A 16,884-nucleotide genomic window follows, 5' to 3' on the forward strand; every position below is an offset into this window, starting at 1 on the left:
AACCTCAGCCGACGCATAGACATGGGAGAATGGTCTAGTCCACAATGCGTAACTGTAGCTTCCGCCCTCCCCGCACAGGAGGACGGACAGAGGACCCGACGCTCTCTGCCCTGACCGCGTCGGATCCTCGATCGGCAGCCGGGACCGCACACCTGGAAGCCGGTGCACCTGAAGGGCTGCGGTGCTAGGGGAAGGGCTGAGGGTCCCGACCCCCGGCGCCGCGGCCCGTCGGTCTTTCGAGGGCCCCGCCGCTCGTCGTCCCTTTCGGCGCCCCGAGTCCCGGCGGTTAAGCTCGGCTCGTGCCCTCCATGAACGATCTCGTACGCCAGCACACCGCCCTCGGTGACTCCGATCTCGAGTGGCTCCACCTGCTGGTCTCGGAGTGGCAGTTGCTCTCCGACCTCTCCTTCGCCGACCTCGTCCTGTGGGTTCCCACCCATGACGGCACGCGATACGTCTCCGTGGCCCAGATGCGGCCCAACACCGGGCCCACGTCCTACCAGGACGACATGGTCGGCCACCTCGTCCCGCGCGGCCGCCGCCCGATGCTGGACGTCGCGCTCGACGAGGGCCGCATCGTGCGCGAGGGCGACCCCGAGTGGCGCGAGGAGGTCCCGGTGCGGGTGGAGTCCATCCCCGTACGCAGGGAGGGCCGGGTCCTCGGCGTCATCGCGCGCAACACCAACCTGCTGACCGTCCGGACGCCCTCGCGCCTGGAGCTGACCTATCTGCAGTCGGCCTCCGACCTCGCGCAGATGATCGCGGCCGGCACCTTCCCGTTCCCCGACCAGCAGGTCGACATGGACGCCTCCCCGCGCGCGGGCGACGGCCTGATCCGGCTCGACGCGGACGGCGTGGTCCAGTACGCCTCGCCCAACGCCCTGTCCGCGTACCACCGGTTGGGCTTCCAGGCCGATCTTGTCGGCCACCACCTCGGCACGACGACGGCCGAACTCGCCCCGTCCCGCGGCCCGGTGGACGAGGCGCTCGCCAAGGTGGCCAGCGGCTGGGCGCCGCGCGAGTTCGACGTCGAGGGCGAGGAGGGCTCGATCCAGCTGCGCGCGATCCCGCTCAGCCCCAAGGGCACCCGCATCGGTTCGCTGGTCCTGCTGCGCGACGTCACCGAACTGCGCCGCCGGGAACGCGAGTTGATCACCAAGGACGCGACCATCCGGGAGATCCACCACCGGGTGAAGAACAACCTCCAGACGGTCGCCGCCCTGCTCCGCCTCCAGGCCCGCCGCATCGGATCCGACCGGGGGCGCGAGGCCCTGGAGGAGGCGGTCCGCCGGGTCGGTTCCATCGCGATCGTGCACGAGACGCTCTCCCAGAACCTGGACGAGCGCGTGGAGTTCGACGAGATCGCGGACCGCGTGCTCGCCATGGTGGCGGAGATCTCACCGGGTCAGGTGGTGGGCCGGCGCACCGGCCGCTTCGGCATCCTGGACGCCGAGGTGGCGACCCCGCTGTCCATGGTCCTCACCGAGGTGCTGCAGAACGCGCTGGAGCACGGCTTCCGGCAGGGCGACACCGGCAGCGTCGAGGTCTCGGCCGTGCGCGGCGGCACCAGCAAGGAGGCCCGACTCCTGGTCACCGTCCAGGACGACGGCGTCGGCCTGCCCGAGAACTTCGACCCGAAGCGCGCGGGGAACCTGGGCCTGCAGATCGTACGCACGTTGGTGGAGGGCGAGTTGGGCGGAACGTTCGACATGGTGCCCGCACCGGAGCGCGGCACGCAGGTCATCCTCGACATTCCCGTACGCAGCAGCAAATAGCCGGCCGGCCGACCGCGGCCCGCACGCGGCGGCCCGAACACAGCAGTGAGCCCCGGACCGTTGAACGGTCCGGGGCTCACTGTCGTCTCGTTGCCCGGGCTGTGTCCCGGGCTGAGCCTGGGGAGCATCGGGGGTACTGCGCGGCTGCGGCTCGGGGGCGGGAGATGCGTACTCGATGTACGCGCCGCCGGGCTCAGGCTCGAACGGGGTGGGGAATCAGGCGGAGGCCTGACGGGCCCGGTTGCGAGCGGCGCGGCGCTTCATTGCGCGGCGCTCGTCCTCGCTGAGGCCACCCCAGACGCCGGAGTCCTGGCCGGACTCGAGCGCCCACTGCAGGCACTGCTCCATGACGGGGCAGCGGCGGCAGACGGCCTTGGCTTCCTCGATCTGCAGCAGCGCGGGACCGGTGTTGCCGATGGGGAAGAACAGCTCGGGGTCTTCCTCGCGACAAACGGCGTTGTGACGCCAGTCCATGGCTGCTACCTCTCCTTGGTATTACGTGCAGGTTGCTTGTGAATGTGAACGCTTTCACGAATCCCCCAACAAGTGAACCGACGAACGTCACATCTGCGACGGATGTCCGTATCTTTGAGGAGGGGATTCGGGCTCTCTGTGGGGCCGATGTTTCGGGCCGTCCCGAGCGCCATGTAGAGATTCGCAAACCTCGGCGGCGGATACAACCCCTTCCGGAAAGTTTTTTTTGATTCCTCGGTGTCGGCTAGGTCACAGCCGTACTTCCATGGGGTGGATGCTGGCCCAAACGTTCGAGATGAAGGACTTTAGTCCCTTCCACTCACACAATCACACGCAGTGCACGGCGTACGCCTGTGAACGTCACGCTGGTCCGCAGTCCCAGGTGGTCACCGTCCATCTGAAGGGGCAGGGGCGCCTTCGAATGCAAGGTGAAGTCCGTCAGGTCGTGGAGCGTAACCGCGTTCTTGCCGTGCGGTCCGCGCTCGGGTGTCGAGGCGAGCAGCTGGGTGCCGTAGCGGGCCACCGCGGGAGTGGAGAGTTTCTTGAGTCCCAGCACGTCAAGGCCGGTGTCGAAGGACGCCTGGGGCGTCGGGTACAGCGGCCGGTTGCCCAGGAAGGACCACGGCGACGTGTTGCTGACTATGGAGACGACGAGATCGGTGACCGGATCCTCGCCCGGCCGTTCGAGCGTGATCGTGCCGTGCCGGCGGTCGGCCTCGCCCAGGAATTGGCGCACGACCTGTCGCACGTACAGGGCATGCGTCGAACGCTTGCCGCGCTCCCGCTGCTGCTCCACCCGGCCCACGACGCCCGCGTCGAAGCCGAGGCCCGAGGCGAACGTGAACCAGCGGGCCGGTACGCCCTCGTCCTCCGTGCCCGCGGTGCCCGAGGCGAGGCCGAGGCCCACCGTGCGCCGACGGCCCTCGCGCAGGGCGTCCAGGAGCTGTCCCGTGGCCTCCACGGGGTGGTTCGGCAGGCCGAGGGCGCGCGCGAAGACGTTCGTGGAGCCGCCCGGGACGACGGCGAGGCCGGGCAGCCGGTCGAGGTCGGGGCCGCCGTGCAGCAGGCCGTTCACGACCTCGTTGACCGTGCCGTCGCCGCCGAGGGCGACGACAAGCTCGATGTCCTTGCTCTCCGCGGCCTGCCGGCCGAGGTCGCGCGCGTGGCCCCGGTACTCGGTGGTGACGGCCTCGAGCTTCATCTCGCTCGCCAAGGCGTGGATCAGGACATCACGCGTGCGCGCGCTGGTGGTGGTTGCCGCCGGATTGACCACGAGAAGTGCACGCATGCAAGGCAGCGTACCCAGCGTCCTTGATCGGGCCCAGACCGAGGTGGGCGTCGGGTGACGGTCCACACGGATTCCGCGTGGGGTCCGGGCTTCGGGACGGCGTCGGCAGGCGGCTACTCTGCAAAGGTGACCTCAGAGCAGAACCCCGCCCCCGAAACCGACGCAGAAGACGGCCCCCGCCCCGGTCGACTGACCGCCGCCGCGGCCCTGGCCGGGCTCGAAGGCCTCGCGCTCGTCGTGGGCGGTGCCTACATGCTGGTCGCCGGCCTGGCCGGGCACCCCGACAACCCGGAGCAGGCCGCCACCGGCGGTGTCACGCTCATCGTGCTCGCGCTGCTGCCGCTGTTCGCCGCGCGCGGACTGCTCGCCCGCAAGCGCTGGAGCCGCGGCCCCGCGATCATCACGCAGATCATGGCGCTGCCGGTCGCCTACACGCTGTTGCAGGCCGACAGCATGGCCATCGGGGCCGGCATCGCGCTCGCCGCCGTGTCGATCGCCGCGCTGGTGCTGCTCGTCAACCAAGAGACCACGCGAGCGTTGGGCATCCGTACGCCGGGTTCCTCCCAGTAGCTCGCACACGAGAAGGCGCCCGACGCGGATCCGCGTCGGGCGCCTTCTCGTGTGCGTACGTGGGTCACTCCTCGACGAGGAGCTTGTCCCGGAGCTGGGCCAGCGTGCGGGCCAGTAGGCGCGAGACGTGCATCTGGGAGATGCCGACCTCTTGGGCGATCTGCGACTGCGTCATGTTCCCGAAGAAACGCAGCAGCAGAATGCGCTTCTCGCGCGGCGGCAGGTCCTCCAGGAGCGGCTTGAGTGACTCGCGGTACTCGACGCCCTCCAGCGCCTCGTCCTCGGACCCCAGCGTGTCCGCGACCGCCGGGGACTCGTCGTCCGTGTCCGGGACGTCCAGGGACAGCGTGGAGTACGCGTTGGCCGACTCCAGGCCCTCCAGGACCTCCTCCTCGGAGATGCCCAGCTTCTCGGCCAACTCATGGACCGTGGGGGAGCGCCCGTTCACCTGGGACAGCTCCGCGGTCGCCGTCGTCAGGGCCAGGCGCAGCTCCTGGAGGCGGCGCGGCACGCGCACGGCCCAGCCCTTGTCGCGGAAGTGCCGCTTGATCTCGCCGACGACGGTCGGCGTCGCGTACGTGGAGAACTCCACGCCGCGCTCGGGGTCGAAACGGTCGACCGACTTGATCAGGCCGATCGTCGCGACCTGGGTGAGGTCGTCCAGGGGCTCGCCGCGGTTGCGGAAGCGGCGCGCCAGGTGCTCGACCAGGGGCAGATGCATGCGCACGAGCTTGTTGCGCAGCTCCGCGTACTCCGGGCTGCCGTCCGTCAGGGCGCGCAGCTCGATGAACATCGCCCGGGCACCGCTGCGGTCCCGCGGATCGTGCCGGTCGTGCCGCTCACCGTGTCGCTCGTGGTCGCTCATCAATCCCGCCCGTCGCGCGTCCGATCCCCCTGAGCCCCCGCGAAGTACGGCCCCCGGAGTCGGCGCTGCCTGCTGTGCCGCGTCGGCCGCCGGGTCCGCCGTGTCCTCCGGGTGCGGCAGGGCCTGCTGCTCGGGGATGCCGGTGGTCGGCCGCTGCATCCCGTCTGTGCCCTCGGCCGGGAGATTCAGATCCCGTGTGCCGCGCTTGTCGTCCCGCACCGGACCGTCCCCGTTCCTCACGTCGGGCCGGGGCCCGCGCCGCGCTTCTTGTAGAGGCTGATGGAGACGGTCTTGTCCTCGGCCACTGTGGAGTCGACCTGGCCCGCGAGGGCCGACAACACCGTCCACGCGAACGTGTCGCGTTCCGGGGCCCGGCCGTCGGTCGTCGGCGCGGAGACCGTCACCTCCAAGGAGTCGTCGACCAGCCGGAACACGCAGCTGAGCACGGACCCCGCGACGGCCTGCTGAAGCAGGATCGCGCAGGCCTCGTCGACAGCGATGCGCAGGTCCTCGATCTCGTCGAGGGTGAAGTCCAAACGCGCTGCGAGGCCGGCCGTCGCCGTACGCAGCACCGACAGGTAGGCACCCGCAGCCGGGAGTCGGACTTCCACGAAGTCCTGATTACCGGGGTCGCCTGCGATCTGGGACACCCTCACCTCCAAGGTGGTACAAGCACTTTCGGGCTCCGGAGGCTTCGTCCCCCGGGAGATGCGCCGCTTATATCTGCGGTGACGCTACCGCGCGCCCGACTTTCCTGTCCCGGGGACCCCCGGCCCATTGCTGTCACTCATAGTAAGCCTACGGGTACGGACAGTGGCTAGAGGGCGTGCGGGCTCAATTGGAAAGAGCGGGCGCCGGTTTGACGTACCCAGGCGTCAGTGCATCGAACCCCGGAGGGGCACGGGAACCGCCGGGTCAGACCAGAATCGAGTCGACAAAGCACCAACGCCAGCTCTCACCAGGCTCGAAGGTGCGCATCACCGGATGACCGGTCTCGGCGTGGTGAACCGTCGCGTGCTTGTACGGGGACGAGTCGCAGCACCCGACGTGACCGCAGACCAGACACAGGCGTAGTTGCACAGGGTGACTGCCGACGGCCAGGCACTCCAAGCAGGTCTCGCTCAGAGGTGCGGGCTCGGGGTGCGGCAGCGTGGCGACGTGCGAGCACTCGTTCATGATGGCCAGGTTACGACGGGCAGTGCGGAGCAGGGCGGTGGAAGGCGGGTCATGGACGTATTGCCTCTGGTGGGTCTGATCGCCGCTAGTGCGGCCGTGGCGGGAGCGGCGCGCAGGACGCCCGTCCCGGCACCGCTCCTCCTGGTCGCCATCGGCCTGATCGCGTCCTACGTGCCGTGGGTCCCGGAGTACGTGCTCGACCCGCACATCGTGCTGCCGCTGATCCTGCCCCCGCTGCTGCACACCGCCGCCCTGGAGAGCTCCTACCTCGACCTGAGGGCGAACATCAGGCCCGTCGCGCTGCTCTCCGTGGGCTACGTCCTGTTCGCCACGCTGGCGGTGGGCTGGCTGGCGTACGAGCTGATCCCGGACCTGCCGCTGACCGCCGCGCTCGTCCTGGGGGCGGTGATCGCGCCGCCGGACGCGGTGGCCGCCACGGCGATCGCCCGGCGGGTGGGGCTGCCCTCCCGGATCACCACGATCCTGCAGGGCGAGTCCCTCGTGAACGACGCGACCGCGATCACCGCCTACAAGGTGGCCCTCGCAGCGGCGGTGGGCGAGGGTGCGAGCTGGGCGGGCGGGATCGAGGAGTTCCTGGTGGCCGCTGTCGGCGGGGTCGGTGTGGGGTTGCTGCTGATGGTGCCGCTGCACTGGTTGCGCACGCACCTCAAGGAAGCGCTGCTGCAGAACACGCTCTCCCTGCTGATCCCCTTCCTCGCGTACGCGGTCGCGGAACAAGTGGGCGCCTCCGGGGTGCTCGCCGTCGTGACCGTCGCGCTCTACCTGGGGCACCGCTCCTGGCAGGTCGATTTCGAGACACGGCTCCAGGAGACCGCGGTGTGGAAGGTCGTCGCGTTCATCCTGGAGTCCGCCGTCTTCGCGCTCATCGGCCTCCAGCTGCGCTTCGTCCTCGAAGGGCTCGGCGAGTACAGCGTGTGGCAGGCGATCTGGTACGCGGTCGGGGTGTTCGTCTTCGTGGTCGTGATCCGCTTCGTGTGGTCGTATCCGGCCACCTATCTGCCGTGGTGCCTGTCGTCCCGTATCCGTGCGCGCGAGAGCGACACGGACTGGAAGAGGCCGCTGGTCGTGAGCTGGGCCGGCATGCGGGGCGTGGTGTCGCTGGCCATCGCGTTCTCCATCCCACTGGTCACGGAGGACGGGGAGCCGTTCCCCTCGCGCAACCTGGTGCTCTTCCTGACCTTCACGACGGTCATCGGAACACTCGTCGTCCAGGGGCTCACGCTGCCGCCGCTCATCAAGCTCCTCAAGCTGCCGGGCCGGGACACGCAGGCCGAGACGCTCGCCGAGGCCCAGGCGCAGAACGCCGCCTCCGTGGCCGCGGAGGAGCGCGTGGACGAGTTGATGCAGGACGAGCGCAACTGCCTGCCCACGCCCCTCCAGGACCGTCTGCGCACCGTTCTGGAGCGGCGCCGCAACTCGGTGTGGGAGCGGCTCGGGCAGGCCAACCCGGTGACCGGCGAGTCCGCCGACGACACCTACCGCCGGCTCGCGCGGGAGGCGATCGCGGCCGAACGCGAGGTCTTCGTACGGATGCGGGACGAGCGGCGGATCGACGACGAGATGCTGCGGACACTGCTGCGCAAGCTGGACCTGGAGGAGGCCGCCGCCTACCGGGAGGTCGACGACTGAGCGCCCTCGAAGGGGGCGCCCGTGATCACTGCCGCGAGCGTCGTGCCGCGCGGGAACGCGCCCTCCTGAGTGAGGGCGACAAGTGCGTACAGCGCTTTGGCGACGTACAGGCGCTCGACGGGCAGGCCGTGGCGGCTCTCGAAGTCCTCGGCGAACGCAGCGAGTTCCTCGGGCACGCGCGCGTAGCCGCCGAAATGGAACCGGTCCTCCACGTGCCAGGAGCCCCGCGGCCCGCCGAACGCCGCCTCCTGCAGGGCGCGCACGTCGGCCTCCAGGAAGCCGCCCTTGAGGACGGCGACGCCCATGGCGCGCTGGTCGGGGGAGAGTCCGGCGGCGAGCCCCGCGAGGGTGCCGCCCGTGCCGCAGGCGAGCGCGACGACATCCGCGTGGCCGCGCAGCTCCCGGCCGAGGTCCGTACAGCCTTGAACGGCGAGGGAGTTGCTGCCGCCCTCGGGCACCACGTACGCGTCATCGGCGCCGGCGGCATCGAGGAGCCCGGTCAGTACGTCGGGATCGGTCTTGCGCCGGTACGTCGACCTGTCGACGAAGTGCAGGCGCATCCCGTCGGCCGCGCAGCGGGACAGGGACGGGTTGAGCGGGCGGTCGGCGAGTTCCTGGCCGCGGACGACACCGATGGTGGGGATGTCCAGGAGCCGGCCCGCCGCGGCCGTGGCCCGCAGATGGTTCGAGTACGCGCCCCCGAAGGTGACGATCGCGCGACCCCGGGACGCCGCCGCGTCGATGTTCAGGGCGAGCTTGCGCCACTTGTTGCCGATCAGATCCGGGTGGATCAGGTCGTCCCGCTTGAGCAGCAGACGCACGCCGTGGCGCGCGAAGCGCTCGTCGTCGACCTCCACGAGGGGAGACGGGAGGCGGGGGCGCAGGCCGGATGCGGTGGGGCGGGACACCCGGCCATTGTCGGACACCGGGCCGGGTTCCCGCCCGCGCGGCGGCGGGCGGCTACTTGAGCCGGTCCCCGATGCGCTTGCGCATCGACGCCATCGTGAAGCCCTTGGGGTCGATCTTCCCCGGCTGCCACTCCAGGTGGCCGATCACCGAGCGCTCGGTCCACCCGTGGTGGCGGCAGATCGCCGCGGCCGCCTTCTCGATGGCCTCCAACTGGGCGGCGGGCCAGGGGTCGTCCCCGTTGCCGAGGTTCTCGCACTCGAAGCCGTAGAAGCGGCTGTTGCCGTCCGTGTTCGCCTCGTTGTCGTGCGGCAGGGCCTTCTCGGCGATCACCGCGCGCAGCACGTCGTCATCGCCCAGGCCCGCGTGGTTCGCCCGGCCGTAGCCGACCAGGTGCACGCGGCCGTCCTTCGTGATGACGCCGTGGCACAGCGGTCCCGGCAGGTTCGCGTGGCCGTCGCGGCAGACGCGCACCGTGCTGGCGCTGCCGGAGGTCGCGGTGTGGTGGATCATCACCCCGTTCAACGGGCCCCAGCTACCGATGTGATTGCGGTTGTGGTGCCGCCAGTCGCCGACCTCGACCACCGTCAGGCCCTCGTCCTTGAGAGCCTTGATGAAGCTGCTTGCGGACATGGGTGGGGCCACGGCCGCCTCCTTCGCGGGAGCGACGGCCGCCGACTGCGCGCCGTCTCGTACGGTTCGCTTTTACCCGGAACTGCCGTTCAGCGACCTTCTGTTCGCATAACGTGCACAAGGTTCGCGGCGGTCGGCGGCCAGGTCGCTCAGCTGCGCAGGACGCCGTCCCCGTTCGCCGCGATGTGCGACTCGAGGGCCTGCAGCGCCTGCTGCGTGGCCTCCGGGCTGCCGGTGCCCTTGCGCTCCGCGTAGTACGCCGCGCCCAGTCGCTTGAGCAGATCGCCGCCCGCGCGCTGCGCCTGCACATCGTCCAGCTTCTGCTTGCCCTGCGTCAGGCCGCGCTGCGCCTGCTCCTTGGCCCGGTCCATAAATCCCGCCATGGTGATCACCCTTCTCGTCTTTACCGTTTCCTGACCAACGCGCGCCGGGATCTTCGAGTTCCGGGCGGTCGAGGAACAGGGGCCGGGAGAGTGGATAAGTGCCCACCCAATGCCCCGCCCGTCCGCCATCCATTCCCCCTCATTTGTGTAATGGTGCGATCGCTCTCCGTGCTGAAAGCTTGTCCGCGCAGGTCAGTTCATGATCGGGAGGGCATTGCACATGTCGGTAGGCGAAGAGGTCCGCGAGCAGACCCCCGGACCGCAGAAGAGTCTGGGTACGTCCGCGGCGCGGAACCTGGCCACGACCACCAAATCCGCACCGCAGATGCAGGAGATCAGCTCCCGCTGGCTGCTGCGGACGCTGCCCTGGGTGGATGTGAAGGGCGGCACATACCGGGTCAACCGACGGTTGAGCTATTCGGTCGGAGACGGACGCGTCACGTTCGTGAAGACGGGGGACGACGTCAGGGTCATCCCCGCCGAGTTGGGGGAGCTCCCCGCGCTGCGGGGTTATGAGGACGAGGACGTGCTGGGCGAGCTCGCCCAGCGCTGTACCCAGCGGGAGTTCGAGGCCGGCGAGCTGATCGCCTCGTTCGGCAGCCGGGCCGACGAGGTGTTCCTGCTCGCACACGGCCGCGTCGAGAAGGTCGGCACCGGCCCCTACGGGGACGACGCGGTGCTCGGAGTGCTGGCCGACGGCGCGTACTTCGGCGATCAGGCACTGCTCGACGAGGAGAGCATCTGGGAGTACACGGCGCGAGCGGCCACCGCGTGCACCGTACTCACGCTGCCGCGCGGCGACTTCGAGCAGGTCGCCGAGCGCGCCGAATCGCTGCGCGACCACCTCCAGCAGCTGCGCTCGCTGCCCGAGCAGCGGGCCAACTCGTACGGCGAGAAGCAGATCGACCTCGCGGCCGGACACGTCGGGGAAGCGGTCCTGCCCGGGACCTTCGTCGACTACGAATCCGCGCCGCGCGAGTACGAGTTGAGCGTCGCCCAGACCGTGCTGCGCATCCACTCGCGCGTCGCCGATCTCTACAACCAGCCCATGAACCAGACGGAACACCAGCTCCGGCTCACGGTCGAGGCGCTGAAGGAGCGCCAGGAGCACGAACTCATCAACAACCGGGAGTTCGGCCTGCTCAGCAACTGCGAGTACGAGCAGCGCCTGCAGCCGCACGACGGCGCGCCGAGCCCCGACGACATGGACGAACTGCTCAGCAGGCGGCGCGGCTCCAAGCTGTTCCTCGCGCACCCGAAGGCGATCGCCGCGTTCGGCCGCGAGCTCAACAAGCGCGGCCTGGTCCCCGAGAGCATCGACGTCGGCGGGAACCGCATCCCGACCTGGCGCGGGGTGCCGATCTATCCGTGCAACAAGATCCCGGTCTCGGACGCGCGGACCACATCCATCATCTGCATGCGTACGGGAGAGGAGGACCAGGGCGTCATCGGGCTGCGCCAGTCCGGCATCCCGGACGAGATCGAGCCGAGCCTGTCCGTGCGGTTCATGGGCATCAGCGAGCAGGCGATCATCTCGTACCTGGTGACGACGTACTACTCGGCGGCGGTTCTGGTGCCCGATGCGCTCGGAGTGCTGGAGAACGTCGAGGTCGGCAGGTGGCGGTGACGAGCCGCGCCCCGTTCGCCGTGTCCCCGTCCGACCGGGCGGGTACACCGAGGAGGTACGCGCCCACCCATAGCGGAACCGCCACCGTCCGCGCCCTTTCGGGGGTGAGTCCATGACACAGCCGGCCGTGAGAGAGCAGACGCGCGTGGCAGCAGAGGCGACCGGGGCGGCCGCGGCACAGGGGTACGAGGCGCAGGAGGCATCGGAGATCCTGGCGCAGGCCAGAACCGCCGTCGACCCCGAGCTGCGGCGGGCGGTGGACGCCCTGCCGGTGTCGATGCGTCGCGTCGCCCGCTACCACTTCGGTTGGGAGCACGCCGACGGCACGCCCGCCACGGGGAACGCGGGGAAGGCCGTGCGGCCCGCCCTCGTGCTCGCGGCGGCGCGGGCCCTCGGCGGGCGGCCCGAGCGGGCGGTGCGGGCGGCTGCCGCCGTGGAGCTGACCCACAACTTCACGCTGCTGCACGACGACGTGATGGACCGGGACGCCACGCGCAGGCACCGGCCCACCGCGTGGACCGTGTTCGGGGACGCCGACGCGATCCTCACGGGCGACGCGATACAGGCCCAGGCGCAGCGCCTGCTCGCCGAGGAGGGTCACCCGGCGGCCACGGCCGCGGCCGCCCGGCTCGCGGCCTGCGTGGTGGAGCTGTGCGAGGGCCAGGCCGTCGACGTCGCCCTGGAGGGGCGGGACCCGGCGGACGTGTCCCTGCCGGAGACGCTGGCCATGGCGGAGGCCAAGACCGGGGCGCTGCTCGGCTGCGCCTGCGCGGTGGGCGGCCTGTACGCGGGGGCAGGCGAGGAGGAGGTCGAGGCGCTCGACGCGTTCGGGCGTTGTGCAGGACTGGCGTTCCAGCTGATCGACGACGTGATCGGGATCTGGGGCGACCCGGTCCGCACCGGCAAGCCGGCCTGCGCGGACCTGGCCGTACGCAAGAAGTCCCTGCCCGTGGTCGCCGCGCTCGCCTCCGGCGGTGCGGCGGCGGACGAACTGGCGGCGCTGTACGGGCCGCCGGGACCGAAGAAGGAAGGAGTGGCGGAACTGGAGGCGATCGCGCTGGCAGTGGAGCGGGCCGGTGGCCGGGACTGGGCGCAGACCCAGGCCGCGGACCACATGTCCCGCGCGGTCGACCGGTTGTCGCAGGCGGTTCCGGTGCCGGAGGCGGCGGACGGCCTGCTGTCCCTGGCGGAGTTCGTCACGCGCCGCGGGTACTGACGCCTGCCGACCGGGGTGCCGTGATCGCTTACGGCACCCCGGAGGCGGCCTCACGGAGCGGGGTGGGGTGGTGGCGGAAGGCGCGGCGGTGGCGCAGGAGGTGATCGTCTAGAGTGCCAACGGCCGTGCAAGGTAAGCGGGTTGGGTGAGGGGCGATGTGCGTGGGCGTGGGAATTCGGCGGGCCGGGGAGGCGGACCGGGATCTTGTGGTGCGGCTGCTCGACGAGGCGTTCATGGACGACCCGGTCAGCGGCTGGGTGTTTCCCGGTGAGCAGCAGCGCCGGGAGCGGCACTCCGGGCTCATGGCGGTGTTCGCGGATGCGACGTTCGCGGACGGATATGTGGATCTCACCGAGGACGGTTCGGCCGTCGCGCTGTGGATGGACATGCCGGCCGAGCCGGAGGACGAGGGCGACGAGGACGTGCCCGCGCAGGTGCGGGCGGCCGTCGATCCCGACAACGTACGGGTGGAGCAGATAGCCCGGTGGACGGCGCAGGCGCATCCCGTGGGCCGGGCGCACGCCTACCTGTGGATGATCGGCGTCACGCCCGAGCGGCAGGGTCAGGGCCTGGGGACCGCGCTGATGGCGCCGGTGCTCGAGCGCTGCGACCGCGAGGGGCTGCCCGCCTACCTGGAGGCCAGCAACCCGCGCAGCCGGGAGCTGTACGAGCGCCTCGGGTTCGTCTTCACCGGCACGGCGATCGAACTGCCGGACGGGCCGACGGTCTGGCCCATGTGGCGGGAGCCCGACGCCGGCTGACGCCGCAGTGAGCAGACCGCAGTGAGTGAGCAGGTCGCCGTAAGCAGGACATCGGTCAGGCGTCGGGGAAGCTCGCGAAGTATGTCGCGGCCATGTCCTCCTCGCCGTGTCCCTGCTCGGACGCGCGCTGGAAGCGGTCGCGGGCGGCCGCCACCGCGTCCACGCGGATGCCCGCGCGCTCGGCCGCGGCCAGCACCAGGCCCGCGTCCTTCGCCGCGTTGTCCACGGAGAAGCTGGGGGTGTAGTCGTCGCCCCGGATGGCCGCGGACTTGGTCTGGAAGTACCCGCTGTCCAGCGGGCCGCCGGTGATGGCCGCCACCAGGTCGTTCGCGTCCACGCCGAGCCCGTGGGCCAGCGCGAGGGCCTCGCCGACGCCCGTGGTCAGCGCGAGCACCCAGGAGTTGAGGGCGAGCTTGAGGCGGCTGGCCGCGCCCGGCCTGCCGTCGCCGACCCACAGCGTGCGGGAGCCGATGGCGTCGAAGAGCGGCTGGGCGCTCGCGCGCGTGGTGTCGGCGCCGGCCGCGAGCACGGTCAACGTGCCCTGCTCGGCGGGTTGCCGGGTGCCCAGGACGGGCGCGTCGACCAGCAGGAGCCCGGCGCGGGTCGCGTACTCGGCGAGCTCGTCGATGCCCTCGCCCACGGTTCCGGACTGCACCCAGACGGTGCCGGGCTTCGGTGTGGCCTCCTGGACGACGTCCAGGGTGCGCGGACCGTCGGGCAGGACGGTCACGACGACATCGGCGTCCCGGGCCGCGTCGGACGGGCTGTCCGCGACCGTCACGCCGTCGGCCGCCAGCGGCTCGGCCTTCGTACGGGTCCGGTTCCAGGCCCGCACGGTGAACCCGGCGCGCGCCAGATTGCGGGCCATCGGCGCGCCGATCGTGCCGGTGCCGAGCACGGCGACGACGGGGCCTGCGGCGGACGGGGCGGTGCTGCTCATGAGCGAACTCCCTGGGTGCGGTGTGTCCTCCGTGCGTGTCTCCACCTCAGACGCTAGCTCGTACCGAGGCCTCCATCGCGGTCACGAACGACTCCCGCGTCGCCTCGTCCACCAGGTCGAGCGAGAGGTACGGGTTGAGGTCCTCCAGCTCCACGAGGAGTAGCTCGCCGTCCGGAGCGCGGCAGGCGTCGACGCGCTGGATGCCGTGCGGGAGCGTGTTCCACTCGACGAAGGTGCGGGCGAACTCCCGGTCCGCCGCGGTCGGTTCGTACGGGCGCAGCTCCCAGCGGCGCGCCGGATCGGGCGCGTACAGGGCGTAAAGCAGCTGGTCGTCGACGAAGTAGAACGAGACCTCGTACTGGAAGTCGATGCGCGGCTGCACCAGCAGGCCGTCCCCGTACGGGAGTTCGGCGAGCTCGGCGGCGGGTACGACGCGCAGGCCTATCGAGTCCGCGCCCAGCTTCGGCTTCGCGATGTACGTGTCGGCCTTCGGCAGCAGGGCCAGGTCCGCCGCCCGGTCGGCCGTCGGGATGACCGGATACCCGGCCGTGGTCAGGTCCAGGAGGTACTGCTTGCCGGCCATGTCGGCGCGCCCGGTCAGCGGGTTGTAGACGTTCGTGCCGCGCTCCAGGGCCCGCGCGCGGAACGCGTCGTACGCCTCCTGGTAGCCGAGCACCGGGCCGCTGTTGCGGACCACGACGGCGTCGAAGCCGTCCATGAGCGCGGTCGCGTCCAGGGGGTGGCACAGGGCGAGGTCGAACGCGGAGCGCAGCCGGGAGGTGAGGTAAATGTCCTCGTCGCAGTAGCGGCGCCCCTGTGCGGGATACGCGAGATCGGTGACGTAGAGGACGCGGGGCCGGCGCGGGGACAAGAAGGGACTCCTGATGGTGCCAAAGGGGTGACGCCGGGGGAGCGCGGCGCTTCGGGGGATGCCGAAGGGGCCCGGCCGAGCGGCAGTGCCGTTCGGCCGGGCCCCTTCAGAGGTTCACTGACCCGCGGGGGTGCACCGCCCGCCGGTCGTCGATGTGAACAGGGCCTGGATCAGGCCTTCTTGGTCTCCCAGAAGATCTTGTCGATCTGGGCGATGTAGTCCAGAGCCTTCTGGCCCGTGGCCGGGTCCGACGAGCCCTTGGCGGCCGAGAGGGCCTTGAGGGTGTCGTTGACCAGCTGGTGCAGCTCCGGGTACTTCTCGAAGTGCGGCGGCTTGAAGTAGTCGCTCCAGAGCACCGAGACGTGGTGCTTGGCGAGCTCGGCGCGCTGCTCCTTGATACCGATGGCGCGCGTCTGGAACTGCGCGTCGTCGTTGGCGGCCATCTTCTCCTGGACGGCCTTGACCGACTCGGCCTCGATGCGGGCCTGGGCGGGGTCGTACACGCCGCAGGGGAGGTCGCAGTGAGCGCTGGCCTTCACCTTGGGGGCGAACAGGCGGGAAAGCATGTAGCTGTTCCTTCCTCGTGATCGTCTTCTCGGGTGCGACATTACTCCGTGGGGAACGGCTTTTCTCGGGTGCCCCCGGCGGCTTAGGACAAAAGTCCGGGGCGAGACTGGGACTGGTGGAGGATGGGACCCTAAGGGCACCGGACCTACGGGCCGGCGGGAGCAGCGGTGGGAACCGGGGAGGTTTTCTGATGCCCGAGGCGATCGAGGAGATGCGCGAGGCGAAGGTGCCGTTTCAGATCATCGAGGTGGAGGGGCCTTCCATGGTCCCGACGCTGTACCCCGGTGACTGGATGCTGGTGCAGCACGGCGCGCGGGTGCGGGCGGGCGATGTGATCGTCCTGCGCCACCCCTTCCAGCAGGATCTGCTGGTGGTGAAGCGGATCGCCGAGCGGCGCGAGGGCGGCTGGTGGGTGCGCGGCGACAATCCGGGCGCCGGTGGCGACAGCACGGTGTACGGGGTCGTGCCGGACGAGCTGGTGCTCGCGAAGGTGCGCGGCAGGCTGCGGCGCCGCAGGCCGTGGGTCGAGGGTGAGGGTCAGCGCTCGGTGACGGCGGTGCTGTCCTGGGTCTTCTCGGCGGTACGTCCCGTGCTGGCGGACCGGTCGGGGCGGTCGGCCTCCAAGCGCTTGCGGGCCCGGTAGGCGGCGACGTTGGCGCGGGTCGCGCAGCGGTCCGAGCAGTAGCGCCGGGAGCGGTTGGTGGACGTGTCCAGGTAGGCGTTGCGGCAGGGCGTCGCCTCGCACAGGCCGAGGCGGTCGACACCGTACTCGGTGAGGTGGAAGGCGAGGCCCATCGCGGCGATGGCGGCGTAGCCGGCCGTCGCGTTCGACGGGTGGTCGGACAGGTGCAGGTGCCACAGCGGGCGGCCGTCGTCGTCACGATGGTTGTGGCCGGAGATCTGCGGGCTCACCGGGAACTCCAGGAGCAGTGAGTTCAGCAGGTTCACCGCGAGTTCCTCGTCGCCCCCGTCGGCCGCCTCGAACACCGCGCGCAGCCGCCCTCGTACGCCCCTGAAGCGGGTCAGGTCGGCGTCCGCGGCGCGGCGGGCCGCCTCCTTGTTGGCGCCGAAGAGGTCGCGCACCGCGTCCACCGACGTCAGGGAGTCCTTGCCGCGATTCGGTTCCTCGGTGTTGACGAGGCGCACGGCGTAGTCCGAGTAATAGGCCAGTTCCACTTGTAG

19 protein-coding genes are annotated in these 16,884 nt (G+C 70.6%); 7 read left to right on the plus strand and 12 right to left on the minus strand.

Annotated elements, in window-relative coordinates; all coding sequences use genetic code 11:
* Nucleotides 1–308 precede the first annotated feature (308 nt).
* Nucleotides 309–1,775, plus strand: a complete 1,467-nt coding sequence (locus OHA73_RS28345; RefSeq protein WP_266718858.1) for a sensor histidine kinase — start codon at nucleotides 309–311, stop codon at nucleotides 1,773–1,775.
* A 216-nt stretch (nucleotides 1,776–1,991) separates the two neighbouring features.
* Here the strand turns inward: OHA73_RS28345 and OHA73_RS28350 are convergent, their stop codons facing one another.
* Together OHA73_RS28350 and OHA73_RS28355 are read right to left on the minus strand one after the other, a co-directional pair.
* Nucleotides 1,992–2,249 carry a WhiB family transcriptional regulator gene (locus tag OHA73_RS28350; RefSeq protein ID WP_016639615.1) on the minus strand — a complete coding sequence of 86 codons (258 nt, stop codon included), beginning with the start codon at nucleotides 2,247–2,249 and terminating at the stop codon, nucleotides 1,992–1,994.
* Nucleotides 2,250–2,568: 319 nt separating this feature from the next.
* Nucleotides 2,569–3,537: a diacylglycerol/lipid kinase family protein gene (locus OHA73_RS28355; protein ID WP_266713949.1), complete on the minus strand. Its 969-nt coding sequence runs from the start codon at nucleotides 3,535–3,537 to the stop codon at nucleotides 2,569–2,571.
* Nucleotides 3,538–3,663: 126 nt separating this feature from the next.
* Here OHA73_RS28355 and OHA73_RS28360 point away from each other — a divergent pair, with 126 nt between their 5' ends.
* Nucleotides 3,664–4,107, plus strand: coding sequence for a hypothetical protein (locus tag OHA73_RS28360; protein ID WP_267069282.1), 444 nt, complete (start codon nucleotides 3,664–3,666; stop codon nucleotides 4,105–4,107).
* A gap of 64 nt (nucleotides 4,108–4,171) precedes the next feature.
* On the opposite strand, the gene OHA73_RS28365 is transcribed toward OHA73_RS28360, so the two are convergent.
* The 3 genes from OHA73_RS28365 to OHA73_RS28375 form a co-directional block, all read right to left on the minus strand.
* Entirely contained in the window at nucleotides 4,172–5,212 is a 1,041-nt protein-coding gene (locus OHA73_RS28365; RefSeq protein ID WP_266713952.1) for an RNA polymerase sigma factor SigF, read from the minus strand.
* Entirely contained in the window at nucleotides 5,209–5,622 is a 414-nt protein-coding gene (locus OHA73_RS28370; protein WP_266713954.1) for an anti-sigma regulatory factor, read from the minus strand. Before OHA73_RS28370 ends, OHA73_RS28365 begins: the two co-directional genes overlap by 4 nt.
* 265 nt (nucleotides 5,623–5,887) lie before the next feature.
* Nucleotides 5,888–6,148, minus strand: a complete 261-nt coding sequence (locus OHA73_RS28375) for a UBP-type zinc finger domain-containing protein (protein ID WP_327656449.1) — start codon at nucleotides 6,146–6,148, stop codon at nucleotides 5,888–5,890.
* Between the two features lie 51 nt (nucleotides 6,149–6,199).
* Here OHA73_RS28375 and OHA73_RS28380 point away from each other — a divergent pair, with 51 nt between their 5' ends.
* Nucleotides 6,200–7,798, plus strand: coding sequence for a Na+/H+ antiporter (locus OHA73_RS28380; RefSeq protein WP_266713958.1), 1,599 nt, complete (start codon nucleotides 6,200–6,202; stop codon nucleotides 7,796–7,798).
* Here the strand turns inward: OHA73_RS28380 and OHA73_RS28385 are convergent.
* The 3 genes from OHA73_RS28385 to OHA73_RS28395 all read right to left on the minus strand — a co-directional run bounded on the left by OHA73_RS28385 (nucleotide 7,777) and on the right by OHA73_RS28395 (nucleotide 9,720).
* Nucleotides 7,777–8,706 (minus strand): 1-aminocyclopropane-1-carboxylate deaminase/D-cysteine desulfhydrase, encoded by a 930-nt coding sequence (locus tag OHA73_RS28385; protein WP_327656450.1) that lies wholly within the window; start codon nucleotides 8,704–8,706, stop codon nucleotides 7,777–7,779. The two genes, OHA73_RS28380 and OHA73_RS28385, sit on opposite strands and share 22 nt — an antisense overlap.
* A gap of 52 nt (nucleotides 8,707–8,758) precedes the next feature.
* Nucleotides 8,759–9,349, minus strand: a complete 591-nt coding sequence (locus OHA73_RS28390; RefSeq protein ID WP_267069278.1) for an N-acetylmuramoyl-L-alanine amidase — start codon at nucleotides 9,347–9,349, stop codon at nucleotides 8,759–8,761.
* A 137-nt stretch (nucleotides 9,350–9,486) separates the two neighbouring features.
* Nucleotides 9,487–9,720: a hypothetical protein gene (locus OHA73_RS28395; RefSeq protein ID WP_266718860.1), complete on the minus strand. Its 234-nt coding sequence runs from the start codon at nucleotides 9,718–9,720 to the stop codon at nucleotides 9,487–9,489.
* Nucleotides 9,721–9,940: 220 nt separating this feature from the next.
* Here OHA73_RS28395 and OHA73_RS28400 point away from each other — a divergent pair, with 220 nt between their 5' ends.
* The 3 genes from OHA73_RS28400 to OHA73_RS28410 all read left to right on the plus strand — a co-directional run bounded on the left by OHA73_RS28400 (nucleotide 9,941) and on the right by OHA73_RS28410 (nucleotide 13,324).
* Nucleotides 9,941–11,347, plus strand: a complete 1,407-nt coding sequence (locus OHA73_RS28400) for a family 2B encapsulin nanocompartment shell protein (protein WP_266713964.1) — start codon at nucleotides 9,941–9,943, stop codon at nucleotides 11,345–11,347.
* A gap of 112 nt (nucleotides 11,348–11,459) precedes the next feature.
* The gene (locus OHA73_RS28405; RefSeq protein ID WP_443063137.1) at nucleotides 11,460–12,563 is read left to right on the plus strand and encodes a family 2 encapsulin nanocompartment cargo protein polyprenyl transferase; all 1,104 of its coding nucleotides are present in this window, start codon (nucleotides 11,460–11,462) and stop codon (nucleotides 12,561–12,563) included.
* 161 nt (nucleotides 12,564–12,724) lie between these two features.
* Nucleotides 12,725–13,324 carry a GNAT family N-acetyltransferase gene (locus tag OHA73_RS28410; protein WP_327656451.1) on the plus strand — a complete coding sequence of 200 codons (600 nt, stop codon included), beginning with the start codon at nucleotides 12,725–12,727 and terminating at the stop codon, nucleotides 13,322–13,324.
* A gap of 55 nt (nucleotides 13,325–13,379) precedes the next feature.
* Here the strand turns inward: OHA73_RS28410 and OHA73_RS28415 are convergent, their stop codons facing one another.
* The 3 genes from OHA73_RS28415 to sodN all read right to left on the minus strand — a co-directional run bounded on the left by OHA73_RS28415 (nucleotide 13,380) and on the right by sodN (nucleotide 15,701).
* Nucleotides 13,380–14,264, minus strand: a complete 885-nt coding sequence (locus OHA73_RS28415) for an NAD(P)-dependent oxidoreductase (RefSeq protein ID WP_327656452.1) — start codon at nucleotides 14,262–14,264, stop codon at nucleotides 13,380–13,382.
* 46 nt (nucleotides 14,265–14,310) lie between these two features.
* Nucleotides 14,311–15,135 (minus strand): hypothetical protein, encoded by an 825-nt coding sequence (locus OHA73_RS28420; RefSeq protein WP_266713970.1) that lies wholly within the window; start codon nucleotides 15,133–15,135, stop codon nucleotides 14,311–14,313.
* Nucleotides 15,136–15,305: 170 nt separating this feature from the next.
* Nucleotides 15,306–15,701: a superoxide dismutase, Ni gene (gene sodN, locus OHA73_RS28425; protein ID WP_266713972.1), complete on the minus strand. Its 396-nt coding sequence runs from the start codon at nucleotides 15,699–15,701 to the stop codon at nucleotides 15,306–15,308.
* Nucleotides 15,702–15,892: 191 nt separating this feature from the next.
* On the opposite strand from sodN, the gene sodX reads away from it, so the two are divergent.
* Nucleotides 15,893–16,345 (plus strand): nickel-type superoxide dismutase maturation protease, encoded by a 453-nt coding sequence (gene sodX, locus OHA73_RS28430; protein ID WP_266713974.1) that lies wholly within the window; start codon nucleotides 15,893–15,895, stop codon nucleotides 16,343–16,345.
* Here sodX and OHA73_RS28435 read toward each other — a convergent pair.
* On the minus strand, nucleotides 16,240–16,878 hold the full coding sequence (locus tag OHA73_RS28435; protein WP_327656453.1) for a CGNR zinc finger domain-containing protein: 639 nt from the start codon (nucleotides 16,876–16,878) through the stop codon (nucleotides 16,240–16,242). The genes sodX and OHA73_RS28435 overlap by 106 nt on opposite strands.
* Nucleotides 16,879–16,884: the final 6 nt, after the last annotated feature.

The sequence above is a fragment of the Streptomyces sp. NBC_00483 genome, assembly GCF_036013745.1.
GTDB lineage: Bacteria > Actinomycetota > Actinomycetes > Streptomycetales > Streptomycetaceae > Streptomyces.